This is a genomic window from Glaesserella australis, assembly GCF_003260095.1.
GTDB lineage: Bacteria > Pseudomonadota > Gammaproteobacteria > Enterobacterales > Pasteurellaceae > Glaesserella > Glaesserella australis.
Map to the genome: position 1 here is coordinate 95,056 of NZ_PTPX01000006.1, position 25,423 is coordinate 120,478.

Consider the following 25,423-nt stretch of genomic DNA (forward strand, 5'->3'; position numbering starts at 1 on the left):
TAATTTTAAACGGGGACTGTCAGATTGGGTTTGATCTTCTACAATTGGCAATGCCAAAGTATAAACAGGCAGCTTCTGCAGAAAATTGTCCATTTTTGACCGCTTGTATCACGTTAAGCTTAAATTCGGGTGAGTGAACGATTTTTACCGTTTTGAAGATAAAATTCGATGACTTGCTGTTTGAAAAGTGAGTTGTATTTGGTCATAAAAAATCTGCACCTTAGTCAGTTGGTTGTTTAGTCCAACTTTTGGGGTGCAGATCAAATGCCCACTTTTATTTTTGCCAAGGATAATTTCCACCGTATAACTCTAAATTTAATTTATTCTCTTGTTTTCTAATGGCATTTACTAACTCAATAGCATTTTGGTCAGATAGACCTAATTGGTAAAGGTAGGATATTGATGTTCCTATTTGTTTTATAGCATCAAAAATATAATTGACAGAAAAAGTATTAGTACATGCGCAAACTAACCCTAATTCTTTTATCTTGTTAAAAACAGTATAATCATTTAATTTATCTTCACACCAATATTGAGCTAATTTAGCTGCGATATTTCTTTTCATTGCATAACAATTTGTATCTATTAAAGTACGATTTAATGTATGGGTAATAGAATAATCTTCATTGTCAAAGTTAAAATTTATTGTTCTTGGATATGAAAGCTTATTTTCATAAAAACCGATGGATTCAATAAAGTCCTCACAAAGAAATTCCTTGTCTAAAGTGTAAAGATTTCTTAAAGAATAAACTAAGTCAGCATCTGTTTTTTCTAAAGTAGCTACACAATTTTCAATATGATTTGGTGCATACCAATTATCATCATCTAAATAACAAATAATATCTTCTTTCACAAGGAAAGGAGCGATAGCATTTATACTACTGTTTGTCCAGCCATCGGCACCAGTGTTCATTGGCAAATATGTAACGACAGTATTTGGATATTCTTTTAGAATTATTTCAGCTGCATCTTTATGTTGTTTTCCATCAACAAAAATATAGTGTGTACAAGGATAAGTTTGCGCTTCAACACTTTGTATTGCTTGCCTTAATTCTGGTCGGCCAATAGTTGAAGTAATTACAGCGACAGATTTATTATATTGTTTATTTTGCATAAGTATATCCTAATTAAATTCACTTACATCAACAACATCATAACTACGAAGTTTCGGTGTAAATCTTGTTATATTTCAGCAAATTTAAAATACAGCAGATTTATTCAGCATCTCATCTTCATATTTTTAGCCAAAGTCATTTTCTCAAATATTCCTAATGATTAGAGAATGGTGAGTGATGGACAAATGTTGCAGTATTTTATTTGTAGTTTCTTACCTGTAGAGTATTTTATCCTAAATAAGAAATTTGTCAGTTATTTAGAGCAATCCTGAAATTTAAAAGTCAATTGAGATTAATAAATAAGCACAAAGAGATTGTTTTTTATCCTTATATAGTATGTGTCAAGAAAAAGATAGCGATAGACTAGTAATCTGTCTTTGTGTAAAAAATATCTTAGTTATTCCTAAAAAGAAACTTGACTTATCTTTAGTGTACTAGTTTAATAGTACAAAATAATTTTCAAGGAAAGCAAAATGAGCATGCAGATTCAACAACAGGAACTTCCTTACTACGCTGATACCACAGCGATTTTTCATTATTTGTGCGGTGATCAACCCCATACATTACTCTTAGACTCTGCTGAGATTCAGAGTAAAAACAGCTTAAAAAGCCTGTTATTTGCGAAGTCTGCGTTACATATTTTTTGTGAAGGACAACAAGTCTATTTTCAGGCGTTAACGCATAACGGAAAAGCGGTTCTGCCGTTAATTGAACAGGCATTAAACCAGCTCAATCCTGCGCCGATTTGCAAATTTTTCCACGAATCTGACCGCTTGCAAGCAGATTTTCCAACTATAAATGACGATTTAGACGAAGACAGCAAGCTCAAAACCACCACCATTTTTGATGGCTTGCGCACCGTCAGCCAACTGTTTGCAGAGGCGACATCACCTGTCTATTTAGGCGGTTTATTTAGCTATGACTTGGTGGCACAATTTATTCCAATGGACAATATTACGCTGAAAGATGACGGTTTATCCTGCCCTGATTATAGCTTTTACCTTGCAGAGCAACTTATTTTTATTGATCACCAACAGCAACAGGCGACACTGCATACCTTCTGTTTTGATCCAAAAGAACAGCAAATGCTTACCGAACAAGCGGTACGATTTGCCGAGAAATTAGCGAAAAATGTGACAAACGATCTCGATCTTGATGTGAAACAGGCTTCAACTGAGATACAAACCAATTTAGACGATGACTCCTTTAAAGCCATTGTGTGTAAGCTCAAACACCATATCAATATCGGTGATGTGTTCCAAATTGTGCCGTCTCGTCGCTTTAGTTTGCCTTGCCCGAATACCTTGGCAAGTTATCGCCAACTTAAAGTGAATAACCCAAGCCCTTATATGTTCTTTATGCAAGGGGAAAATTTCACACTGTTCGGCGCGTCGCCTGAAAGTGCGTTGAAATATTCGCAAACCAATCGCCAGCTAGAAATTTACCCGATCGCAGGTTCTCGCCCACGGGGTTTTGATGAGCAAGGCAATATTGATTTAGAACTCGATTCTCGCCTTGAGCTTGAACTGCGTTTGGATCAAAAAGAGTTAGCGGAACATTTAATGTTGGTCGATTTAGCCCGCAATGATGTGGCTCGGGTGTCTGTTTCAGGCTCTCGCCGAGTGGCTGATTTAATGCAAATTGACCGTTATTCGCACATTATGCATCTCGTTTCTCGTGTAATCGGCACACTTCGCCCCGATCTTGATGCGCTACACGCTTACCAAGCCTGTATGAATATGGGAACGCTCACAGGCGCACCTAAAATCAAAGCGATGCAGTTAATTTATCAATTTGAACAACAAAAACGCCATAGCTACGGCGGTGCTGTCGGTTATTTAACGTCCGACGGCAATTTGGATAGCTGTATTGTGATTCGTTCTGCCTTTGTGCAGAACGGCACAGCCTATGTGCAAGCCGGCTGTGGTGAAGTGTTGGATTCCGATCCGCAAATGGAAGCGGACGAAACCCGTCATAAAGCAAGAGCGGTATTAAAAGCAATTGCACAAGTGAATCAGTAAGGAAAGCGTTATGGCAAATATTCTTTTCATTGATAATTTCGACTCTTTTACCTACAACTTAGTCGATCAGTTTCGCCAACTTGGGCATTCGGTAACGATTTTCCGCAATGATTATCCGCTAACTCGCTTTTTGGAAAAAGCGTTGACGACACCCGACTGTATTGTGGCACTCTCGCCTGGGCCGGGTAATCCGCAAGAAGCGGGGAACTTACTTGAGATCATCAAACAGCTTAAAGGCAAAGTGCCGATGATTGGTATTTGTTTAGGACATCAAGCGATCATCGAAGCCTTAGGCGGCGATGTGGTGCATACAGGGCAAGTGCTACATGGAAAAGTGTCTAAGATTGAACATGATAACCAGGCGATGTTTGCAGGAATCAACAACCCAATGCCCGTAGCTCGTTATCACTCATTGATGGGCGATAATTTGCCTGATGAATTGGAGGTTAATGCCCGATTCGGCGAAATTGTAATGGCAATTCGTCATAAAACATTGCCAATTTGCGGTTTTCAGTTCCACCCAGAATCTATTCTGACAGTTGAAGGCACCAAATTGCTGAAACAGTCGGTGGAGTGGTTGTTAAAATAATCTTACTCTCTCCCGCAAGCGGGAGAGAGACAGCTCAAAATAGCGTAAGGCTATTTTGAGCAGAGAGAGGGGGTAACAAGCGGTCAGTTTTCATCAAAAATTTGCAAGCCCTCTCCCTCCGAAAATCCTTCGGATTTTCTCCACCCTCTCCCGTAAACGGGAGAGGGGAAGAACGGCAATAACGACAAAAGGATTCCCTATGCAACTCGATCAACTCTTAGAAAAACTATTTAATCATCAAACTTTATCCCAAACCGAATCGCACTTTTTATTTCAACATTTAATGCAAGGCAAACTCTCTAGTGAGCAACTTGCAGGGGTATTGATTGCGCTTAAATTACGGGGCGAAACCATTGCCGAAATCGCAGGTGCAGTCACAGCGACCCTTGAACATGCACAACCTTTTGCCACGCCTGATTATCCTTTTGCCGATATTGTCGGCACAGGGGGTGATGGTGCAAATACGATTAATATTTCCACGGCAAGTGCGATTGTCGCTGCTAGTATGGGCTTGAAAATTGCCAAACATGGTAGCCGTAGCGTTTCCAGTAAAACAGGGGCAAGTGATGTATTAACGGCGCTAGGGATTGATGTTTCAATTTCTGCCGAGAAAGCACGTCAAGCCCTTGATAATACGCACCTTTGCTTTCTCTTTGCACCGCAATATCATCAGGGATTTAAATATGCGATCCCCGTTCGCCAAGCACTAAAAACCCGCACACTATTTAATATTTTAGGTCCACTAGTCAATCCTGCCCGCCCGAAACATCAACTGCTTGGCGTGTATTCCCCTGAATTAATCAAAACGTATGCGGAAACGGTGAACAGTTTAAATCATCGGCATACGATTGTGGTGCATGGTTCAGGTTTAGATGAAGTGGCGGTTCACGGTGAAACACAAGTGGCGGAAGTGGAAAATGGAGAAATTTGCTATTTCAGCTTAACCCCAGAAGATTTCGGGGTTCAAACACATTCTTTAGAAGCCTTAAAAGGCGGAGAACCCGTCGAGAATGCGGCTAAAATCACAGCGTTATTGCAAGGCAAAGGAGAAGCAGCGCATATTGATGCTGTAGCGGTGAATGTGGCGATGTTAATGCGTTTGTTCGGCGAAAGAGATTTAAAGACCAATACAGCCAAAGTTAAAGCACATTTAGCGACAGGTAAAGCTTTCGATACCCTACAACAATTGGCAAAATTTCGATAAAAATGTATGAAGAGCGGTTACTTCTTTGCTGTTTTTTGTAATCATAGAAAATGATTGAAATTGTTTAAAATTTCGCTCAATATATCACCCTTTAATTTATCGCCCACAATATTGTGGGCTTCTTTTTGATCATTTAAGGAAAGAAAATGGCGTTTAGTTCATTATTTACATTACTCGATGATATTGCCTCCGTGCTTGATGACGTGGCGTTGATGACCAAAGCTGCAACCAAAAAAACTGCAGGCGTAATTGGAGATGATTTAGCTTTAAATGCTAACCAAGTAAGTGGCAAAGATATTAAGCCAGAGCGTGAATTACCAATTATTTGGGCTGTTGCGAAAGGCTCATTAATCAATAAAGTAATCTTGATTCCTATTGCGCTGTTGCTCTCTGTTTATTTGCCAGTATTAATTAATCCGCTATTGATGATTGGTGGGGCTTATCTCTGTTTTGAAGGGGTTGAAAAGTTATTGCATAAGTTTTTACATAAAGCGGATAGTCACGAACCACAAGAAATCGTTTCTGAAGCAGATAAAATTAAAGGTGCTGTACGTACCGATTTTATTCTTTCTGCTGAAATTATCATTATTGCCCTTGGCGTACTACAAGGCTCTACAACTTTAACAAAAGTGCTATCACTTTCAGCCATCGGTATTGGTATTACGCTATTTGTTTATGGATTGGTTGGATTAATTGTTAAACTTGATGATATTGGCTTATGGATGCTGAATAAAAAAAGCACTTTATCTCAAGGTATTGGTAAGGGATTACTCTTTATTATGCCATGGTTTATGAAATCTCTTTCTGTAATTGGTACTATTGCAATGTTCCTTGTTGGTGGGGGTATTTTTACCCATACCGTACCATTTATTCACCATTTTATTGAAGGATTACAGATTGATTTAGCATTTTTAAGCTTTGTTGACTTAGTTGTAGGTGTCGTTATTGGTTCTATCGCGTGTTTAGTTTTATTGCCGTTGATTAAACTATTAGGTAAAAAATAAGTGCATATAAGAAAAATGGCGATTTCTAATGTATAACCCTATGAAAAATTTAATATTTCTTTGTAAATTGTTAGAAATTAGCCATTTTGCTTAGTTACTAAGCAAGCGGTCTGTTATTTTACTTTTTTTGCAAAAATAATTTGACATATTTCTAGAACCTAGTAATATGCACGCCCACAGACACAGTGAGTGGTGAGATGGCCGAGCAGGCTGAAGGCGCTCCCCTGCTAAGGGAGTATGGGGTTAAAAAGCTCCATCGAGGGTTCGAATCCCTCTCTCACCGCCATTTACTTTATCACGCACCCGTAGCTCAGCTGGATAGAGTACTCGGCTACGAACCGAGCGGTCAGAGGTTCGAATCCTCTCGGGTGCGCCATTTCTTAATATTCAAATCTTTTCGTTATACCAAGAATAAAAATAAAGTCACGATAAGATCTTACTTAGCGATTTTTATGCTTAATTTTGCTCATCAAGAACATATTCGAACTTACTATTCCGATTCTAGAAATATTCATTTTACTCTTCCACATCTTGCCACTAATCAATCCACCGATGTTTGCATTATCGGGGCAGGTTTTTTAGGTTTATCCACGGCGTTAGAATTAGCTGAAAAGGGCAAAAACGTAATTGTCGTTGAAGGCGCTCGTGTAGGTTATGGGGCTTCAGGGCGTAATGGTGGGCAAGCTATCAATGGCTTTGAAGAAGGAATTGACGAGTATATTGAACAAGTCGGCGAAGAAAATGCACGCAAGCTTTGGGATATGTCTTTAGAAGCGATTAATATCATTGATGAGCGAGTTAAGACATACAACATTCAATGTGATTGGAAAAAAGGCTATGCGACATTGGCGCTAAATCATCGTCGTATGGATGATCTTATGGCTATCGAAAAAGAGAGCCGGGAACGTTTTGGCTATCAACATATGGAATTATGGGATAAGACAAAGCTAGAACAGCATTTAGGCAGTAAAATTTACTGTGGCGCTTTATATGATAGTCAGTCTGGACATTTACATCCACTTAATTACTGCTTAGGTTTAGCAGCGGCTTGTTTACAACGTGGTGTGACAATTTATGAACATACCCCTGCCCTTGATTTGCAATTTTCAGGTAATCAAGTCAAAGTTATTACACCACAAGGTTCAATTACGGCAGATAATGTGGTTTTAGCCACCAATGCTTATATTGATGCGAAATCAAATAAAAAAATCGGTTTTAAACTCGCACGAAAAATTCTGCCTGTAGAAAGTTTTATTATTGCTACAGAGCCGTTAAGCCAATCCGTTGCAGATAGTATTATCAATAATGGTATGTCTGTTTGTGATAACAATATTTTGCTTGATTATTACCGCTTGAGTGCAGATAACCGCTTGCTGTTCGGGAGTGACTCTAGCTCAAATGTCGATATGATCGCCAAAATGCGTCGAAATATGCTTGATGTATTCCCACAATTAGAGAATGTAAAAATTGATTATGGCTGGGGTGGACCGATTGATATGACACTCAATGCGTCTCCACACTTCGGTAGAGTAAAATCTAATGTTTATTTTGCCCAAGGCTTTTCAGGTCATGGTGTTGCACTCACGGGGTTGACTGGACGTATTATCGCAGAATCTATTCTTGGCAATGACGAGCGGTTACGTGTCTTTGAAAGCCTTAAAGTACCTAGTTTATTTGGTGGGAAGTGGGTCAAGAAAGTCGCATTGAAAATTGGTATAAATTATTACCGTTTCTTAGATAAGTATAGGTAAAGTAGTGGCTATTTTATCGCTCTTATGTGGCATCTAATTAAGTATGCCCATTCAGGCATACTTAAAATAATTTTATTACCAATAAGCACGTAAGCCGATAACCGTTTCGTTATTACGAACTTTTGATGATTTTACACCGTTAGTATAGTTATTAGCTTTTGCTGTTTTCCACTCAACAAAGGTTTTTAGGTATTTAGGTACGATGTAGTATTCTGTACCTAACATAAATTCATGGGTTTTCTTGTTAGTATCTGCACTAGAAACACGATCTAAACGATCTGTTTTATAAGCATACATTGTGTAAGCAGACCAATCTTTCGTTAATTGTTGATAAAGCACAGTACGAACTTCTTTACGTACACGTTTGTTGCCAATAGTACCTTGATCGTTTGTTACACCACGTTCTAAGTCGATACCGACAGTGGTTTTATCATAGGTATAAGCTGTTCCAACAGAATATGCGGTATAGCCATAAGTATGACCAGTGCTACGTTGTTCAAAACGCTCACGAGATACACCTGTACCCAATTTTACACTTTGTAGCTCATCAATTTTATGATTATAGATTGCTGCAGCACCCCAAATATCTTTACGCTCGTCAGTTAAATCTTTTGCATCATTACCGCGTTGGCTATGACCACCATAGAATGCACCTAGTTTTAAACCTTTAATACCACTGTAAGTATATTGAGCTACTTTACGTGATGAACCGTTTAATAAGCCACCACTTAAGCTTAACGTATTTGGTAAGTCTGTACGTTTAACTTCATCAGTAATCGTTGCCATATGACCATAGGTTAATTCACCATATTGTTTATGACCGATACCAACATAAAGTTGGCGAGTATAAATGTCGTCGAAATTATGCTGTGAGGGCGCAGTACCACGGAAGCGCCATTCAGCACGACCGATACCATAGAAACCATTCGCAATTTGTTGCGTTAATTTGAAACCAAAACGTGAGCCATCATTTGCTACTGCACGGTTAACATGATTACGCTTAGTCGTGTTTTTTTCATAATTCTCGGTTTTTTCAGAAGAACTCTGCCACTTAAGGCGAAGAGAACCGCTGAAATCTAATTTTGTACCTGTTTCTTGGTTATCAATTAGTGTGTATGCTTGCGCTGAGCTTGCTGCCATCGCTAAAGCAGATAATGTAAATAGTGCTTTTTTCATAATTTGTCATTCCGAGTATGGTTGAAAATATGGAGTGTAAATGAAATTTACCGCTCCATTATATCCAATAATACATAACTGTGCCGATATATTTTTTTATTTCATAGAAATAAATGTCATAAAAAGTAGCCTAATAAAAAATTTAGATGAAAGTGGGTTATTAGCCTATAATGTCATCATCTTTTACTTTTTATAAACTATTGACAGTATATGACAACATCATCTCCTCTTATTGCTATTGTTGCAGGTGAAATTTCAGGCGATATTCTTGGTGCGGGTTTAATTCGTGCATTAAAGATTCACTATCCTAATGCTCGTTTTATTGGGGTTGCAGGTGAGCGAATGTTAAATGAAGGTTGTGAGACCTTATTTGATATGGAAGAGTTGGCTGTCATGGGATTAGCTGAAGTGGTTAAACATTTGCCTCGCTTGTTAAAACGTAGGAAGCAAGTTATTGACACTATGTTGGCATTAAAACCCGATATTTTCATTGGTATTGATGCCCCTGATTTTAATATTGGTGTTGAAGAAAAGCTTAAAGCCAATGGAATTAAAACCATTCATTATGTTAGCCCTTCTGTTTGGGCATGGAGACAAAATCGGGTACATAAGATAGCCCGGGCAACTAATTTAGTGCTTGCCTTTTTACCGTTTGAAAAAGCCTTTTACGACCGTTTTAATGTGCCGTGTCGTTTTATTGGGCATACAATGGCAGATGCCATTTCATTAAAGCCTCATCGTCAAGATGCTTGCCGTTTACTTGGCATTGATGAAACTCAACGTTATATGGCAATTTTAGTAGGTAGCCGTGGTAGCGAAGTGAATTTTCTCACAGAGCCATTTTTAAAAACGGCACAATTACTTAAAGCTCAATATCCCGATGTGCAGTTTTTAGTACCACTGGTAAATCAAAAACGCCGTGAACAATTTGAAGCCATTAAAGCACAAGTTGCCCCTGAATTAGATGTGATTATCTTAGATGGAAATGCACGCTCTGCGATGATTGTGGCGGAAGTGACATTACTTGCATCAGGCACAGCAGCCCTTGAAGCGATGCTTTGTAAGTCTCCGATGGTTGTGGGCTATAAAATGAAACCACTTACCTATTGGTTGGCGCAAAAATTGGTTAAGACAGACTATATCTCTTTGCCAAATTTACTCGCAAACGAACCGCTTGTACCTGAATTGATCCAAGAAGCTTGTGAACCTGAAAATTTAGCGAAGCATTTAGCGGTTTATTTATCGCAAGCGCCTGAAGATGTTGCACAGAAAAATGCTTTAAAACAACGTTTTATTGATTTGCATAAATTAATTCAATGCGATGCTGATGCTCAGGCGGCACAAGCGGTTGTTGATGTAATAAAAGGCAACATATAGACAATATTCAAATAATGGAAATGGAGAATTTATGTACTTACGTAATATCGATATCGTCGGATTTAGAGGTATTAGTCGCCTTTCCATGACATTAAGACCTAATATGGTGTTGATTGGGGAAAATGCGTGGGGTAAATCGAGTTTACTTGATGCATTAAGCCTAATTTTCAATGCAGAGCAAAAACGTTATCAATTTCTTTATTCCGACTTTCATGTTACAGCAGGAAAATCTCCTTCTGTCTCAAATCAGATAACGTTACTTTTTAGCTTTAGTAATAGTTTTATTGATGAGCATTTAGATCTTCAACATCAATGCTATCAAGCACTTTTTATAGAACACCAAGATCAATACCATCGTGTTTATCTCAAAGTAAGTGGTGAACGAACAGAAAATGAGATACAAACTTACTATGATTTTATCGATCAAAATGGTGAAGAGATCTATTTAGAAAATAAAGAAGAAATTATTACTAAATTGCTCCAATATTTTCCGGTTTTTCGTTTTCGTGATGCGCGTTTAAAAGAGCATAGATCTTTTAAACAGTGTTATATAGATGATGGAGATGGCTGTAATCACTTATTTGATGAAAAGATTAATGCTCTTGTACTCTTATTACAATACTATTTTTTTCATGATGAAAATAAACAATTATTGCTCAAAACTATTCCCGACCCGTCTGTATTATGGAGTAAAGTGAAACAACTTTGTTCTGATTTAAGAACTGGAGATTTAGCATTACGTCAAACTCTATTTGAGAAAATCTCACAATTTTTTATTCCCATTAGTGAAAAATCAGAATTTGGTGCTGTACTGCAACCCATCGTATTATTTGAAGATCCTGATGCAAGATTACACCCTAGAATGGTCGCTATTATTTGGGAGCTGATGCAGTTTTTGCCTATTCAACGTATTACAACAACGAATTCTGTTGAGTTACTTTCACAAGTTGAGCTACGTTCTATTTGCCGATTGGTCCGTTCCCCTAATGCGATAAAAGCTTATCAGCTTTCAAAATATACATTATCTAAGCAAGCTTTACGTCGTCTTACATTTCACATTCATTACAATCGTAGCATCGCTCTATTTGCAAATGCTTGGATATTAGTAGAGGGTGAAACAGAAGTCTGGCTATTGTCTGCTTTAGCGGAGCAATTAGGGATTAACTTGGAATTGGAAGGAATTCGTATTGTTGAATTTGCGCAATCAGGTCTTACTCCTTTACTGAAATATGTGAAAGCGATGGGGATTGAGTGGCATGTTTTAACTGATGGAGATATTGCTGGTAAGAAATATGCAGAAGCGGTGAAAAGTATGTTGGATGAGCATGAAACTACTTCGGAGCGTCTTACGATATTACCTAAAAGTGATATTGAACATTTTCTCTACTTTTCTGGTTTTGCATCAATCTTTATTCATTTATCTCGTTGGAAAGCTCAAGGGAATTACTACCCAGCTACTAAAATTATTCAACAAGCGATACGTCGAACATCTAAACCTGATCTAGCTCTTGCTCTTGCTAGTGAAATTCAAAAAAGGGGTAAAGAGTCTATTCCAACACTTTTTACACGTTTATTTTCACGTGTAATAAATTTTGTAAGAGAATAATGATGAAAAATTTGGGGCTTACTAAGCCCCGTAGGTATTTTGAGTTTTATGTAGCATTTGCACAAACACAGTTGCTACGAGCTTTTTTGAGTTTTATGCAACTGCTACATCATATTGGATATTTTAATTTAGTTTAAACACTCACTAAATTGGCTAGCTAAGGATTGTAAAAACTCAGGATACGCATTTTTGCTTAATTCAACTTTAGCACCAAGTGGATCAAGCTGACCGACTTTCGCTGAAGTGCCTTTGCTTAAACTTTCAATCACTTTCGGTGTAAATTGTGGCTCTGCGAATAAACATTGTGCTTTTTTCTGAGCAATGCTTTGCTTAATTTTGTTTAAGGTTTTTGCACCTGGTGCAACAGTTGGGTTAATGGTAAAGGAACCTAAGGATTTTAATCCGTAAGCATCTTCAAAATAGCCGTAAGCATCGTGGAAAGTGTAGTAACCTTTTGATTTTACAGGCTCTAGCTGTTTTGCAATCTCTACATTTTTAGCTGCAAGAGTTGCTTTAAAGCTTGCTAAATTTTCCGCAATTTTCGCTTTTTGTTCTGGTAATTGTTGGCTTAAACGCTCGGCGATTTGCTCGGCGATATGCTCACTGGCGGTTGGTGAAAGCCAAATGTGCCAGTCTTCATCGTGGCTATGAGCATGATCGTGTCCGTGTGAATGTTTGTGTTCATGCTTATGCTCATGTTTGTGGTCGTGCTTATCTTCTTTATGTTCACTTGAATGCTCCGCGATCTCTTTAATGGCATCAACATTTTCAAGGGTTAATACTTTCTCTTTCGGCAATTTCTCAATGCTTTTTTCTAGGAAAGATTCCATCTCTTCACCCACCCAAACGACTAATTGAGCGGATTGTAATTGCTCAACATCAGATGGTTTTAAGCTGTAATCGTGCGGCGACGCGCTGACTGGCAGTAATACTTTAGTTTCAGTTACGCCATCAGTAATTGCACTAGCAATAAAGCCAAGCGGTTTTACCGTAGTAAGTACATCTGCATTTGAAACAGCGGTTGCAGCTAATAAAGCAAGGCTTAATACACTTTTCTTAAACATAAAAAAATCTCCTTTAAATTAAAGTGGCGAAATATTAGCAGAATTTCACAATATTTCTATAATTTTTTTATGGTTATTTAATTTTGTAAATTTTTTATGAAAAGTAACCGCTTGCAAGCGGTTAGATTTAAGCAAAATTTTGCTATACTGCAATGAGTAATCAGGAGAACTTATGAAATATAAAAACCTGCGAGAATTTCTCGATCTACTTGAGCAAAAAGGTGAGTTAAAGCGTATTCGCCAAGAGATCGATCCTTATTTGGAAATGACCGAAATTGCCGACCGCACTTTACGCAAGGGCGGTCCTGCGTTGCTGTTTGAAAATCCGAAAGGCTACGATATGCCTGTTTTGTGCAACCTGTTCGGCACGCCTGAACGGGTGGCAATGGGTATGGGGCAAGAAGATACCAAAGCCTTACGAGAACTTGGTAAGCTGTTGGCGTTTTTGAAAGAGCCTGAGCCACCAAAGGGGTTTAAGGATTTAATCGGGCAGTTGCCACAATGGAAGCAAGTGCTGAATATGCCAAGCAAGGTGTTGAGCAAGGCGGATTGTCAGCAAGTGGTGCTCTCGGGCGATGATGTCGATCTCTATAAACTGCCGATTATGCACTGTTGGCAAGGCGATGTGGCTCCCCTTGTCACTTGGGGGCTGACGATAACACAAGGGCCTTACAAAAAGCGGTTGAATTTGGGGATTTATCGCCAACAGCTGATCGGTAAAAATAAGCTGATTATGCGTTGGCTTTCTCATCGTGGTGGTGCGTTGGATTTTCAGGAGTGGAAAGAAGCCAACCCTGATAAGCCGTTTCCTGTTTCGGTGGCGTTGGGGGCGGATCCTGCGACCATTTTGGCAGCGGTTACGCCGATCCCTGATACCTTGTCTGAATACGCTTTTGCAGGTTTGTTGCGTGGACACAAAACGGAAGTAGTAAAATCGATCAGTAATGATTTAGAAGTGCCAGCCAGTGCAGAAATTGTGCTAGAAGGCTATATCGATCTCAATGAAACCGCTCTCGAAGGGCCTTACGGCGACCACACGGGCTACTACAACGAACAAGAGTATTTCCCTGTGTTTACCGTAACGCACATTACGATGCGAAAAGATGCGATTTACCATTCCACCTACACGGGCAGACCGCCTGATGAACCTGCGGTGTTGGGGGAAGCCTTGAATGAAGTCTTTATCCCGATTTTGCAGAAGCAGTTCCCTGAAATTGTCGATTTTTATCTGCCACCTGAAGGCTGTTCCTATCGCTTGGCGGTGGTGACGATTAAGAAACAGTACGCAGGACACGCCAAGCGAGTGATGATGGGGGTTTGGTCGTTCTTACGTCAATTTATGTACACCAAATTTGTGATTGTGTGTGATGATGATGTGAATGCTCGAGACTGGAAAGATGTAATTTGGGCGATCACCACCCGCTGCGACCCAGCACGAGACACGACACTTATCGAAAACACCCCGATAGATTATTTGGATTTTGCTTCGCCAATCGCTGGATTAGGTTCCAAAATGGGTATTGATGCCACAAACAAATGGGCTGGCGAAACCCAACGAGAATGGGGGACGCCGATTAGCAAAAATCCTGATGTCGTCAAACGGGTTGATGAAATTTGGGAGAGTTTGGGCTTATAGTACAAATAGGGGTATCTTGCCGATACCCCTATTTTTCTTTTCTATATTCCTTTTTCGTAATGGTGACTTTTCTCCTTTCCGACTAATTCCCATAGTTGTGGAAGTAGCTGGACGATAAGTCGTAATTGTTGCAGAAGAATGAAGCTTCGCTCATCAATTTGTGATAATTGGAAATCCGCTTCAAATTTTTGTAACTGCTGATCCATGGTGTGAATGGTTTGTTCCGTACATTTGTCTCCTAATGCCATTTTTTCTAACAAAGTCGAGATCTGTTTTGCCTGTTTAAAAAAGACACTGGCAAAGTCAACATGATGATTTAAATGAGCGCTGTCAATTCTATGTGAGCCTAATGCTGAAATATAACTCATCAGCGTATAACTTAAGCCTAATAAGGTTGGAGCGAAAGTTAACTCTTTACTGTATTTTTTAGGCTCACCGGTCATATTGGATACGGCAGCACTCAAATTTGCTAGTGCGTTTTGTGCCGAACGTCTTGCAATACGATAGGAAAATTGATCTCGATAACCAAATTGTAATTGGGCCACAATGTATTTGAGATAGGTTGAACTGGTTTTTAAGGTCTCTTTTAAACTATTGTGTAAATTGATATAACGCCAATCTGGCCATAAATAAGATACCCCAAACCAAGCAATACCAACACCTAACAACGTATCTAAAATACGCGGTAACATTGCACTATCTGAACCAAACCCGACTACATCAAAACTGACTAAAACTTGAATCGTAATAAAAAAGGTCGAAAAGCTGTAATTATTCGTTCTAAAGAAAAAGAATAAACTACTTGCAGCGACAATAATGCCTAATTGAGCTTCCAAAGTTGGAGAAAGATAGCGGAAAGACATACCGACAATCACACCAAGCACTGTCCCAATCACACGTTGAACCAAACGTTTTTTGGTGGCTGAGTAATTAGGTTGGCAAACCAAAACTGCGGTCAATAAAATCCAATAGCCTTCTTGAATATGAAAATATTCCACCAAACTACTACACAAACACACAACAATGGATAGTCGAACAGCATGGCGAAAAAGCTGAGAACCAAAGTGACACTGACTTTTGATTGCTTTAATCATATTGCCTAAACCTGAAACATTTTCTGCAATCAAACGAGCTGTTTTTGGCTGATGTTGGTGATTAATAGCAGTTATATTGTCATTTGATAATTGAGCTAATTGCCCTTCTATATTCCGTAAATTCTCCGTAATAGATTGTAAGATAGAAATCGAAGGAATACCTTGTGTTTGATGGTAAGACAAAGATTGAGTTAAACCTGTTAATACTCGCTCACCTCGGCTATTATGTTGATAAGCTTCATTATGACGAAGTGCATTTGCAATTTGTTGGCAAGCAATGGCTTGTAACTCTAATAACCGCTGAAAACGGAAAATTAAATCCGTATTTTTAAGCCCTTTAAATAGATTTTCGTACTGTGAGTGACTTGAACTCGCTCTCTCCCAAATATCTTGCCCTGTAAAATAGTAACGTAGCATCTTTTGTGTACATAAATGGCGATGCTGTCCTCTTAAGCGATAAAATAAAGACACTCTTGCTTTATCAAAAGTAGCCATAACGTCTATATTCGCTTTCGCTAATGCTAATTGCTTAGCAGGCAAGGACTCCATTTCATCGGGATCGAAAAAGTCAGATTTTGCCTGCAAATATTTACCTAAGGCTTCAAAATAGAGCGCCATATTCTCTTGTACTGTTCGATTGGGGAAAATCAGATAAACCACGACAGCAACTAATCCATAGAGCAGTGTTCCAGCTAAGATCATGAGCGTATTACCATACCAAGCTGTTGTTTCTACATAAGTTAATGTGGTATATACGGAGACTAGTAGTGTACCAAAGGCGATGGTGCTATAACGTTGCCCTATTGCACCTAACATGATAACAATAAAGGTAATCATGGTGATGAGAGGAATGAATAGCCAACCATGGCTTAATGCAAGCTGAGAACTTAATGCTGAAATAGCAAAAGCAATAAGGGTGAAGAAAAGATTAGTTAAACGACCTGTTAAGCGGTTATCTAGATCTGATAATCCAGCAGCAATAATGCCTAAAATCAAAGGCATAGTTTGCTCTGAAATATTGAGTTGCCAAATGAGTAATGCGGCAATATTGGTTGCGAAAAATATTGGCAATGTACCGATAATATTCGCATTTAACCAATCAGATGAAAGTTTTCGAAGAAAAGCGTGCATAACAAGCGGTTAGATAAGATGAATTTTTTACATTTTATGTCAAATTTAGGCATAAAAAAACCTCGATGAAATCGAGGTTTCTATACTTAGCCTGAATTATTTAAACTCGTAACGAGTAATGGTTTTTAAATCAGGATCTTCGTGATTGTAGTTGTCAGTTACATTTACTCTTGCGCCAACAGCTGCGTGAGCATCATATTCGCGAGTCATTGTAACTAACTCACCGCTATCTTTTTTAACAACAAGTTCTACAACATTCTCAGATAAATATTTGCTACTTACAATAGTCGCATTACCTTTATCAGAGTAAACATCTGCAGTACAAGCTGCTAATACAGCACTCATTAATACAATAAGTGAAAATTTTTTCATTTTTATGTCCTTAAGATATAAACAAAGTAAATTATCTAAAAAATTATAAAAGTGAAACGTTCAAATCAGAGCTAGAGCCCACAATTCTTACACGTTTACCTGGTACGAAACCGTCTTCTTTCTTCTGAACTACAACGATTTCTTTACCATCATCTTTACGAATCACCATTTCTAATGAAGAAACTTGACTCGCTTTTTCTTCAACTGTGCTACCAATGACTGAGCCAGCAATTGCACCAATTGCTGTCGCTACAGCTTGTCCGGTACCACCGCCGATTGTTGAACCTGCAATACCACCTAATACACCGCCACCTACAGTACCAATAACACCTTGATTATCTGCTTGGATTTTCACATCGCGTACAGATAAGATCGTGCCGTAGCTAATTGAACGGGCTTCTTTTGCCTGTTCACCACGATATACACTTCCGCTATAAACGTCTGTATTTGCACAACCAACAAGAGTTAAGCTAGTCATTAATGCTACTGCGAATCCAAATTTTTTCATATTGTTCTCCAATAAAAAAGTTCAAAGATTGCTCTCTGAACAAACGATTGTATTTATATCATAAGGATGCAACTTTAGACAGCAAAAATTACGATAAGTTGCATTTTTTAGTGAAATTGCCACACTAGGATTTGGTAAACGTTCGCCATTGACTTGTGGTTGACTGAATTTAACCTTTAATTCAGGGTTATTTTGCAAAGAAAAGTGCGAATCTATCCGCTTACACCAATCTTCAACGCTTTCGTTTTCAAGCATCGGCACGACTAGCTCAATATGCTCCCAGCCTTGTTCTGCATAGATTTTGCCTTTGGGAAAAGGTAACTCAATCACAGAAACCTGCTGCCCACAAAAGTTAAGCGGTTGGTTTAAGGTAAATAACCCAATCGGGCGACCATTCACTTCACTCTCTTTCAATAAGGTTGAGCCGTTGAGTAACAACGCTCGCCACTGTTCCGCCAGTTCATTGCTGTTCATTCGCACTGCCAGATGATCGATTTGATAACGTGACAAATCGATCTTTGCTATTTCGGCGATTTGTTGAATTTTCTGCTCAAATACCGCTAGATCGCCAAAACAAGCGGTCAAATTTGTGAAAAAGTTTGCAAATTCGGAGCTTTTATCCGTATTTTTTAGTATCATTGCACTCATTTTTTAGGGTTAAAAATAGGTATAAACGTGAATATACAACACATTCTATCGGAAAAAATTAAACAGGCAATGATTGTAGCTGGGGCAGAGCAAAATGTTGAGCCGTTGGTGCGTCAATCAGGCAAAGTGCAATTTGGCGATTATCAAGCCAACGGCATTATGGGGGCCGCGAAAAAACTTGGCTTAAACCCACGCGAATTTGCTCAAAAAGTGTTAGACAATGTTGAATTAGGCGACATTGCCGAGAAGTTAGAAATCGCAGGTCCAGGCTTTATCAATATCTTCTTAAATCCAGCGTGGTTGGCACAAAATGCAGAAAAAGCGTTAGTTGGCGATAAATTAGGCATTGAATTAAATCAAGCTCAAACGGTGGTAGTCGATTATTCATCCCCAAACGTAGCAAAAGAGATGCACGTTGGGCATTTGCGTTCAACCATTATCGGTGACGGCGTGGTGCGTGCGTTGGAATTTTTAGGTAACAAGGTGATCCGAGCGAACCACGTTGGCGACTGGGGAACCCAGTTCGGTATGTTGATTGCGTACCTTGAAAAAATGGAAAACGAACACGCTTCGGAAATGGAATTGAGCGATCTGGAAGCCTTTTACCGTGCAGCAAAAGAGCATTACGACAGCGATGAAGCCTTTGCGGAAAAAGCCCGTAACTATGTGGTGAAATTGCAAAGTGGCGATGAATACTGTCGCACAATGTGGAAAAAGTTGGTCAATATCACGATGCAACAAAACCAACATAACTACAACCGCTTGAACGTGACCTTAACCGAAAACGATGTAATGGGCGAAAGTTTGTACAATCCAATGTTGCCTGAAATCGTGGCGGACTTGAAAGCACAAGGTTTAGCCGTTGAAGACGATGGGGCGTTGGTGGTTTTCCTTGATGAATTTAAAAACAAAGACGGCGACCCAATGGGCGTGATCGTGCAGAAAAAAGATGGTGGCTTCCTTTACACCACCACTGATATTGCCGCCGCTAAATATCGCTATGAAACGCTAAAAGCAGATCGTGCGTTGGTTTTCTCCGATACTCGCCAAAGCCAGCATATGCAACAGGCGTGGTTAATTACTCGTAAAGCAGGCTATGTGCCAGAGAGTTTCAGCCTTGAGCATCACAACTTCGGAATGATGTTAGGTAAGGACGGCAAGCCGTTCAAAACCCGTACGGGTGGCACGGTGAAATTAGCCGATTTGTTAGACGAAGCGGTGGAACGTGCAGAAAAATTAATTGCAGAAAAAAATCCAGATCTGACCGCTTGTGAAAAACAAGCGGTGGTTGAAGCGGTGGCTATCGGGGCGGTGAAATACTCCGATCTCAGCAAAAACCGCACCACTGACTATGTATTTGACTGGGACAATATGTTGAGCTTTGAAGGCAACACCGCTCCGTATATGCAATATGCTTACACCCGTGTGCGTTCAATCTTCAGCCGAGCAGGGATTGACCCGAACAGCTTAAATGGCGAGATTGTTCTCACGGAAGAAAAAGAGCGTGCGTTAGCCCTAAAATTGTTGCAGTTTGAAGAAGCGGTAACAGTGGTTGCCAAAGACGGCACGCCACACGTTCTGTGCCAATATCTCTATGAACTTGCAGGGGTATTCTCAAGTTTCTATGAAGCCTGCCCGATGTTAAATGCAGAAGAAAGCATTAAACAAAGCCGTTTGAAACTGGCTCACCTTACAGCAAAAACCTTACAGCAAGGTTTAGGGTTGTTGGGGATTAAGACAGTAGAGAAAATGTAAAAAATAGCCCTTCCAACTGGAAGGGCTATTTGCTATTCAAGCGTGATTGCATCTTTAATTTTCTTCAATGCTTGATTTTCAAGCTGACGTACCCGCTCGGCAGAAATATTATATTTAGCCGCTAGCTCATGTAAGGTGGCTTTGTTTTCATCAAGCCAACGGGTTTTGATAATGTCTTGGCTACGTTCATCAAGCTGTGCCAATGCATAAGCAAGTTGTGCTGTTGCTTGCCCGTTATGTTCTTCATCTTCTAATTCATCGGCAAAATTCGATCTATCATCTTCAATATACATTGATGGAACATAAGCTTCATCACTGTCTTCACCGACAGGCAAATCAAAGCCCATATCTTGCCCAGTCATACGAGATTCCATCTCTTTTACATCTTCAGGCGAAACACCCAGTTCTTCTGCCACTTTTTGAATTTCTTCTTCATTAAACCACGCCAAACGCTGTTTATTTTTGCGTAGATTAAAGAACAGTTTACGTTGTGCTTTCGTCGTGGCAACTTTCACGATACGCCAATTTTTTAATACATATTCGTGAATTTCAGCTTTCACCCAATGCACTGCAAAGGAAACTAAACGCACCCCCACTTCAGGATTAAACCGTTTTACCGCTTTCATTAAGCCAATGTTACCTTCCTGAATCAGATCTGCCAATGGTAAGCCGTAGCCCATATAACCACGTGCAATATGTACCACAAAACGTAGGTGCGACATAATGAGCTGTTTTGCTGCATCTAAATCTTCATCATAATAAAAACGTTCAGCAAGTTCTTTTTCTTGTTCCGCAGTCAAAATTGGATATTGATTCGCCATACGAATATAGCTATCAAGACTACCTCCCTGCGGAATAAGCATATTATTTGCTAAAGCTGGGTGGGTCGCTTCATCATTAGTATCAATTAATTCAACTTCTTCAGGCTCTATAATTTCAGCATCTTCGATATCTGTATCGTCAAAATCTGCGTTAGGATATTTATTCATTCTTTTCTCACATTTAAAAACAGTTTGGGTATGAAACTGTAAAAAATCCCTAAGATCTTACCGCTTTCTCGACAGATCACCAAATCATTTAGTGATTTAATAAAAAAACCGAGCTCATTGGGCTCGGTTCTCTCATTAAAATAAGCATTTAGGCTTTAATCGTTTTCTCTTCATGTTTTGCCAATATTAAATAACCAATAGCAGAAAAGGCAGATAGTGCTGCAATAACAACATAAGACCAGAACCAACCAAATCCATCTGCCATTAATGGCATAATCCAGTTCGCCCCCATATTTCCAATCAGATAAGCAGTTACGCCAACAAAACCAATTGCTGTACCGGCTACATTTAGTGGAACAAAGTTGATTGTTAAAATATTCACAATGAGTTGCGGACCATAAATTAATGCACCGAGAATGCCACAAATTACAAGCAGTAAGGCATAATTTGATGGGCCTGAAACTGCAACATACTCATAAGCAAATACGATACCTACCATAATGAATAGGCCGATAGCGCCCATTTTTGCCATTTTATTTGGATATTTAACCGCTAGCCATGCAAAAACTAATGAGCCTGGAATCGCAACCCACTCTAAGACAGAAATAGCCATGTGAGCTTCAGCATCACCAAGATGTGCAACTTCATGCAGATAAATTGGCATCCAATCTTCAATACCAAACCGAATAAAGTAGAGTGCGACATTAACTGCTGCGACTAAGAGCAATGCAGGATTTAAAAATACATATTTCCAAATCAATTGCCAATATGTTAGTGTGCTTTTCTCTTCTTCTGTTGCCACATTGGATTCACCTGCATCACCATACATTGTTCTTAATGAATCTAGCCCTTCAGCTTCAGGATTATCACCACCATATTTCCAACAAAATAGTGCAAACAATAATACTAAAACGCCCGGAACTAAGAATGCCATAAAGATATCGCCTGTCGCAGGTACAATAAAACCCATCGTCGTCATGGTCGCAATTGCCATTGGTAATAATGCAGAACCCATGTTTTGAGAAATATTCCAACCTGCAATTGCTGCACCACGAGTTTTATTTGGATAGTAATTCGCAATCATATTTTGAGAAGCAGGAGCTAAAGCACCTTGCACAACACCACAAAGAATCAGCAATACAGAAAGTAAAATAATAGATGTATGCGAAATACCAATAATGATACAAATAGCGGCACTCGCAGCTAAACAGATAGAGAATAATTTACGCAAATCTACGCGGTCGCCTAATGCCCCCATGTAAAATTTTGCTAAACCATAAGAAATGGTTAGACAAGATAATAGCATTGCAATATCTGCTTTGTCCCAGCCATTTGTTACCATAATAGACTTTGACATTAACTTAAAGTTATTTCGCACAAGGTAAGCACAGACATAACCTAAAAATGCCACGATAAAAATCATTTTCTGACGTTTTAAAAATGTCAGAAATTTTTCAGGTTCTTTTTGAGCATAATCGAAAGACATAATCGACTCCTTATTCATAAAAAAACATCATTATTCGTGATACATTTTATTTAACTTGATGATAAATAAGTCGAATAAAACGAAATTTATATTATGTAAAGTATTCGTAATTTACCATCTTTTTATTTTCAAAATCGAAACTAATTTGTAGTTATGTGAGCCACTTCAAAAAATGAATTGATAAAAAGTAGGTAAAACGTTTTGCAAATCTCGCAACTTTCCTTTACAATCGCCCAACTTTTGGGGCTGATTCAGGATTCGACGGGATTAGCGAAGTCCAAGGTGCACGTCGAGGTGCGGTAGGCCTCGTAAACAAACCGCAAAAAATAGTCGCAAACGACGAACAATACGCTTTAGCAGCTTAATAACCTGCTCATAGCCTTATCGCCTCAGCTTCCGCTCGTAAGACGAGGAGTCCGATAAGTCACCCAAAACGAGATCGTGTGGACGCTTACGCTTGGAGATCGAAGCACTAAATTAAATCAAGCTAGCTTATTCTTTGCGTGTCTGTCCGCTGGGGGTAAGCGAAATCAAAGACGAGACTAAACGTGTAGTGCTGAAGATGGAGTAATTTCGGACGGGGGTTCAAATCCCCCCAGCTCCACCAAATCGAAATAAACCAACGTAAATAGACGTAACACAAAGCCTTGAACACCAACGATTCAAGGCTTTTTTATTAACACTAATTGAGAACTACGAAAGCAAGCATTTCCGTATTGAATTGCCTGATCCGATTGAAGTGATTAAATTGGAACAAGACGGCTTATCCATTAAAGGTTTAGATGGCATCTTTGGAAAATCTAATTGAGTGTATAAGATATCGCCTTTTCATTTTCACCATAACCTATTTATGCACATCGCCAAATATTTACTAGCAAACAAATTATAGATAGATTCTGTCTATTTATAATAAAAAAGGAGTAATGAAAATATTCATTACTCCTTGTCTATTATGCTACTAAAGCTTTATTTCCAAGCTTTAAATTGATTAATCAGCCCGTTCGTTGAACTATCATGGCTTGTGATTTTTTCATCATTTTCCAATTCAGGTAAGATGCGGTTTGCAAGTTGTTTACCTAATTCTACGCCCCATTGGTCAAAGCTATAGATGTTGAAAATAACGCCTTGAACAAAGATTTTATGTTCATACATGGCAATCAATGCACCTAATGTAAATGGTGTGATTTTTTGTACTAAAATCGAGTTCGTTGGCTTGTTACCTGTAAACACTTTGAATGGCACAATTTCTGCAACATCTTCTAAAGATCTACCCGCTTGTAAAAACTCTTGTTCCACCACTTCTTGTGATTTACCAAAGGCAAGAGCTTCAGTTTGTGCAAAGAAGTTAGAAAGCAGTTTAGCATGATGATCTGCAAGTGGATTATGCGTTTGAGCTGGCGCAATAAAGTCACAAGGAATTAATTTTGTGCCTTGGTGAATTAATTGGTAGAAAGCATGCTGACCGTTTGTTCCCGGTTCACCCCAAATAATTGGACCTGTTTGATAATTTACTGCTTTGCCATCACGTCCTACAAATTTGCCATTCGATTCCATATTACCTTGTTGGAAATACGCAGCGAAACGATGCATATATTGGTCATAAGGTAAAATTGCTTCCGATTCTGCACCTAGGAAGTTGTTATTCCAAATTCCCACCAATGCTAACGTTAATGGAATATTCTCTTCTGCAGAAGCATTTAAGAAATGTTTGTCCATTGCATGTGCGCCTTCAAGCAACTGCTCGAAGTTCTCAAAACCTAAAGAGAGCGCAATAGAAAGTCCGATGGCAGACCAAAGAGAATAGCGACCGCCAACCCAATCCCAAAACTCAAACATATTCGCGGTATCAATACCAAATTTTGACACTTCTTTTGCATTGGTAGAAAGTGCGACGAAATGTTTTGCTACCGCAGCATCATCTTTTGCCGCCGCCAATAACCAATCACGAGCAGAATGTGCGTTAGTCATGGTTTCTTGTGTTGTAAAGGTTTTAGATGCAACTAAAAATAACGTCGTTTCTGGGTTAGTTTTACGCAATGTTTCTGCCATGTGAGTTCCATCCACGTTAGAAACAAAATGCATATTAAGGTGATTTTTATATGGTCGTAATGCTTCAGTTACCATATAAGGTCCTAAATCAGAACCGCCGATACCAATATTCACTACATCGGTAATCGCTTTGCCTGTATAACCTTTCCATTCGCCTGAAATCACACGCTCACAGAAACCTTTCATTTTCTCTAGCACTGCATTCACTTCAGGCATCACATCTTTGCCATCCACTTCAACCGGAGTATTTGAACGGTTACGTAAAGCGGTATGAAGTACCGCACGATTTTCAGTACGATTGATTTTTGCACCGCTAAACATTGCATAAGTTGCCGATTTAACTTGGCATTCATCGGCTAGTTGACGTAAAAGTGAAAGGGTTTGTTCATTGATCGCATTTTTAGAAAAATCTACAAGGATTTGATCTTCAAATCGTAGTGAATATTTATCAAAACGGGCTGAATCTTCCTTGAAAAGTTGTGGAATTGTTAAATTTTCCGTCTTATGCTGTTCTAAAGCATTCCATGCGAAAGTTTGCGTCGGATTGATTTTTTGCATTAAGTATCCCCTTGAATTTAATTTTAAGATTCTGTTGATGATTTTGTACTTAACTCATCTAAGCGTTTTTCTAATTCGTTGAGTTTTTCACGAGTACGAAGCAAAACTTGAGACTGTACATCAAACTCTTCACGGGTGACGATGTCAAGTTTGGCAAGTTGAGCTTGTAAAATTTGTTTAAATTTCTCTTCTAAATCATTACCGACATTTTTCAAACTTTGTGGTAATGCATTATGAAGTTGCTGTGCGATAGATTCTAAATTTTTTGGATTAAGCATCGTTTTCTCCTG

Annotated in this window: 20 protein-coding genes, 2 tRNA genes, 1 other RNA gene and 1 pseudogene; 12 read left to right on the forward strand and 12 right to left on the reverse strand. The window is 39.0% G+C overall.

All coding sequences use genetic code 11. The annotated features are described in order from the left end of the window. Positions 1–43: 43 nt before the first annotated feature. A pseudogene (locus tag C5N92_RS02975) lies at positions 44–206 on the reverse strand (IS3 family transposase); the annotation flags it as partial. A gap of 68 nt (positions 207–274) precedes the next feature. Next, complete coding sequence (locus C5N92_RS02980) at positions 275–1,114, reverse strand: glycosyltransferase family 2 protein (protein ID WP_111749390.1); 840 nt, start codon at positions 1,112–1,114, stop codon at positions 275–277. 474 nt (positions 1,115–1,588) lie between these two features. Between C5N92_RS02980 and trpE the strand changes: the two genes are divergently transcribed. The 7 genes from trpE (at position 1,589) to C5N92_RS03015 (ending at position 7,684) form a co-directional block, all read left to right on the forward strand. Beyond that, positions 1,589–3,136, forward strand: coding sequence for an anthranilate synthase component I (gene trpE / locus C5N92_RS02985; RefSeq protein WP_111749391.1), 1,548 nt, complete (start codon positions 1,589–1,591; stop codon positions 3,134–3,136). A gap of 10 nt (positions 3,137–3,146) precedes the next feature. After that, positions 3,147–3,725 (forward strand): aminodeoxychorismate/anthranilate synthase component II, encoded by a 579-nt coding sequence (locus C5N92_RS02990; protein WP_111749392.1) that lies wholly within the window; start codon positions 3,147–3,149, stop codon positions 3,723–3,725. Between the two features lie 199 nt (positions 3,726–3,924). Then, positions 3,925–4,929 (forward strand): anthranilate phosphoribosyltransferase, encoded by a 1,005-nt coding sequence (trpD, locus tag C5N92_RS02995; RefSeq protein ID WP_111749393.1) that lies wholly within the window; start codon positions 3,925–3,927, stop codon positions 4,927–4,929. A 146-nt stretch (positions 4,930–5,075) separates the two neighbouring features. Further along, positions 5,076–5,933: a DUF808 domain-containing protein gene (locus C5N92_RS03000; protein WP_111749394.1), complete on the forward strand. Its 858-nt coding sequence runs from the start codon at positions 5,076–5,078 to the stop codon at positions 5,931–5,933. A gap of 191 nt (positions 5,934–6,124) precedes the next feature. Further along, positions 6,125–6,219 (forward strand) — tRNA-Ser (locus C5N92_RS03005). Between the two features lie 13 nt (positions 6,220–6,232). Then, positions 6,233–6,309 (forward strand) — tRNA-Arg (locus C5N92_RS03010). 76 nt (positions 6,310–6,385) lie between these two features. Continuing rightward, complete coding sequence (locus C5N92_RS03015) at positions 6,386–7,684, forward strand: NAD(P)/FAD-dependent oxidoreductase (protein WP_111749395.1); 1,299 nt, start codon at positions 6,386–6,388, stop codon at positions 7,682–7,684. Positions 7,685–7,759: 75 nt separating this feature from the next. Here C5N92_RS03015 and C5N92_RS03020 read toward each other — a convergent pair whose 3' ends face one another. Further along, complete coding sequence (locus C5N92_RS03020; protein ID WP_111749396.1) at positions 7,760–8,860, reverse strand: porin; 1,101 nt, start codon at positions 8,858–8,860, stop codon at positions 7,760–7,762. Between the two features lie 210 nt (positions 8,861–9,070). On the opposite strand from C5N92_RS03020, the gene lpxB reads away from it, so the two are divergent. Then, positions 9,071–10,237, forward strand: a complete 1,167-nt coding sequence (gene lpxB / locus C5N92_RS03025; protein ID WP_111749397.1) for a lipid-A-disaccharide synthase — start codon at positions 9,071–9,073, stop codon at positions 10,235–10,237. Between the two features lie 31 nt (positions 10,238–10,268). Continuing rightward, the gene (locus C5N92_RS03030; RefSeq protein ID WP_111749398.1) at positions 10,269–11,843 is read left to right on the forward strand and encodes a DUF2813 domain-containing protein; all 1,575 of its coding nucleotides are present in this window, start codon (positions 10,269–10,271) and stop codon (positions 11,841–11,843) included. A 128-nt stretch (positions 11,844–11,971) separates the two neighbouring features. On the opposite strand, the gene znuA is transcribed toward C5N92_RS03030, so the two are convergent. Beyond that, complete coding sequence (gene znuA / locus C5N92_RS03035) at positions 11,972–12,907, reverse strand: zinc ABC transporter substrate-binding protein ZnuA (protein WP_111749399.1); 936 nt, start codon at positions 12,905–12,907, stop codon at positions 11,972–11,974. Between the two features lie 172 nt (positions 12,908–13,079). Between znuA and ubiD the strand changes: the two genes are divergently transcribed. Continuing rightward, positions 13,080–14,543 (forward strand): 4-hydroxy-3-polyprenylbenzoate decarboxylase, encoded by a 1,464-nt coding sequence (gene ubiD, locus C5N92_RS03040; protein WP_111749400.1) that lies wholly within the window; start codon positions 13,080–13,082, stop codon positions 14,541–14,543. A 41-nt stretch (positions 14,544–14,584) separates the two neighbouring features. Here the strand turns inward: ubiD and yccS are convergent, their stop codons facing one another. The 4 genes from yccS to C5N92_RS03060 form a co-directional block, all read right to left on the reverse strand. After that, on the reverse strand, positions 14,585–16,768 hold the full coding sequence (yccS, locus tag C5N92_RS03045) for a YccS family putative transporter (RefSeq protein WP_111749401.1): 2,184 nt from the start codon (positions 16,766–16,768) through the stop codon (positions 14,585–14,587). A 96-nt stretch (positions 16,769–16,864) separates the two neighbouring features. Then, positions 16,865–17,140, reverse strand: coding sequence for a deoxyribose-phosphate aldolase (locus C5N92_RS03050; protein ID WP_111749402.1), 276 nt, complete (start codon positions 17,138–17,140; stop codon positions 16,865–16,867). Positions 17,141–17,183: 43 nt separating this feature from the next. Beyond that, positions 17,184–17,648, reverse strand: a complete 465-nt coding sequence (locus C5N92_RS03055) for an outer membrane lipoprotein (RefSeq protein ID WP_111749403.1) — start codon at positions 17,646–17,648, stop codon at positions 17,184–17,186. A gap of 21 nt (positions 17,649–17,669) precedes the next feature. Further along, positions 17,670–18,287, reverse strand: coding sequence for a VOC family protein (locus C5N92_RS03060; RefSeq protein ID WP_111749404.1), 618 nt, complete (start codon positions 18,285–18,287; stop codon positions 17,670–17,672). A gap of 36 nt (positions 18,288–18,323) precedes the next feature. Here C5N92_RS03060 and argS point away from each other — a divergent pair, with 36 nt between their 5' ends. Continuing rightward, complete coding sequence (gene argS, locus C5N92_RS03065; RefSeq protein WP_111749405.1) at positions 18,324–20,051, forward strand: arginine--tRNA ligase; 1,728 nt, start codon at positions 18,324–18,326, stop codon at positions 20,049–20,051. 32 nt (positions 20,052–20,083) lie between these two features. On the opposite strand, the gene rpoH is transcribed toward argS, so the two are convergent. Both rpoH and C5N92_RS03075 read right to left on the reverse strand, forming a co-directional pair. Next, on the reverse strand, positions 20,084–21,040 hold the full coding sequence (gene rpoH / locus C5N92_RS03070) for an RNA polymerase sigma factor RpoH (RefSeq protein WP_111749406.1): 957 nt from the start codon (positions 21,038–21,040) through the stop codon (positions 20,084–20,086). A gap of 148 nt (positions 21,041–21,188) precedes the next feature. Beyond that, on the reverse strand, positions 21,189–22,526 hold the full coding sequence (locus C5N92_RS03075; RefSeq protein WP_111749407.1) for an MFS transporter: 1,338 nt from the start codon (positions 22,524–22,526) through the stop codon (positions 21,189–21,191). Positions 22,527–22,768: 242 nt separating this feature from the next. Between C5N92_RS03075 and ssrA the strand changes: the two genes are divergently transcribed. Then, positions 22,769–23,133: a transfer-messenger RNA gene (gene ssrA / locus C5N92_RS03080) on the forward strand. Between the two features lie 359 nt (positions 23,134–23,492). On the opposite strand, the gene pgi is transcribed toward ssrA, so the two are convergent. Both pgi and ubiK read right to left on the reverse strand, forming a co-directional pair. Further along, positions 23,493–25,133 (reverse strand): glucose-6-phosphate isomerase, encoded by a 1,641-nt coding sequence (pgi, locus tag C5N92_RS03085; protein ID WP_111749408.1) that lies wholly within the window; start codon positions 25,131–25,133, stop codon positions 23,493–23,495. Positions 25,134–25,156: 23 nt separating this feature from the next. After that, entirely contained in the window at positions 25,157–25,411 is a 255-nt protein-coding gene (gene ubiK, locus C5N92_RS03090; RefSeq protein ID WP_111749409.1) for a ubiquinone biosynthesis accessory factor UbiK, read from the reverse strand. Between the last annotated feature and the right edge of the window lie 12 nt (positions 25,412–25,423).

Excerpts from the sequence above, each read along its gene's own strand:
- C5N92_RS02980 (WP_111749390.1), bottom strand. The coding sequence starts at position 1,114 with ATGCAAAATAAACAATATAATAAATCTGTCGCTGTAATTACTTCAACT.
- trpE (WP_111749391.1), top strand. The coding sequence starts at position 1,589 with ATGAGCATGCAGATTCAACAACAGGAACTTCCTTACTACGCTGATACC.
- C5N92_RS02990 (WP_111749392.1), top strand. The coding sequence starts at position 3,147 with ATGGCAAATATTCTTTTCATTGATAATTTCGACTCTTTTACCTACAAC.
- trpD (WP_111749393.1), top strand. The coding sequence starts at position 3,925 with ATGCAACTCGATCAACTCTTAGAAAAACTATTTAATCATCAAACTTTA.
- C5N92_RS03000 (WP_111749394.1), top strand. The coding sequence starts at position 5,076 with ATGGCGTTTAGTTCATTATTTACATTACTCGATGATATTGCCTCCGTG.
- C5N92_RS03015 (WP_111749395.1), top strand. The coding sequence starts at position 6,386 with ATGCTTAATTTTGCTCATCAAGAACATATTCGAACTTACTATTCCGAT.
- C5N92_RS03020 (WP_111749396.1), bottom strand. The coding sequence starts at position 8,860 with ATGAAAAAAGCACTATTTACATTATCTGCTTTAGCGATGGCAGCAAGC.
- lpxB (WP_111749397.1), top strand. The coding sequence starts at position 9,071 with ATGACAACATCATCTCCTCTTATTGCTATTGTTGCAGGTGAAATTTCA.
- C5N92_RS03030 (WP_111749398.1), top strand. The coding sequence starts at position 10,269 with ATGTACTTACGTAATATCGATATCGTCGGATTTAGAGGTATTAGTCGC.
- znuA (WP_111749399.1), bottom strand. The coding sequence starts at position 12,907 with ATGTTTAAGAAAAGTGTATTAAGCCTTGCTTTATTAGCTGCAACCGCT.
- ubiD (WP_111749400.1), top strand. The coding sequence starts at position 13,080 with ATGAAATATAAAAACCTGCGAGAATTTCTCGATCTACTTGAGCAAAAA.
- yccS (WP_111749401.1), bottom strand. The coding sequence starts at position 16,768 with ATGCACGCTTTTCTTCGAAAACTTTCATCTGATTGGTTAAATGCGAAT.
- C5N92_RS03050 (WP_111749402.1), bottom strand. The coding sequence starts at position 17,140 with ATGAAAAAATTTTCACTTATTGTATTAATGAGTGCTGTATTAGCAGCT.
- C5N92_RS03055 (WP_111749403.1), bottom strand. The coding sequence starts at position 17,648 with ATGAAAAAATTTGGATTCGCAGTAGCATTAATGACTAGCTTAACTCTT.
- C5N92_RS03060 (WP_111749404.1), bottom strand. The coding sequence starts at position 18,287 with ATGATACTAAAAAATACGGATAAAAGCTCCGAATTTGCAAACTTTTTC.
- rpoH (WP_111749406.1), bottom strand. The coding sequence starts at position 21,040 with ATGAATAAATATCCTAACGCAGATTTTGACGATACAGATATCGAAGAT.
- C5N92_RS03075 (WP_111749407.1), bottom strand. The coding sequence starts at position 22,526 with ATGTCTTTCGATTATGCTCAAAAAGAACCTGAAAAATTTCTGACATTT.
- pgi (WP_111749408.1), bottom strand. The coding sequence starts at position 25,133 with ATGCAAAAAATCAATCCGACGCAAACTTTCGCATGGAATGCTTTAGAA.
- ubiK (WP_111749409.1), bottom strand. The coding sequence starts at position 25,411 with ATGCTTAATCCAAAAAATTTAGAATCTATCGCACAGCAACTTCATAAT.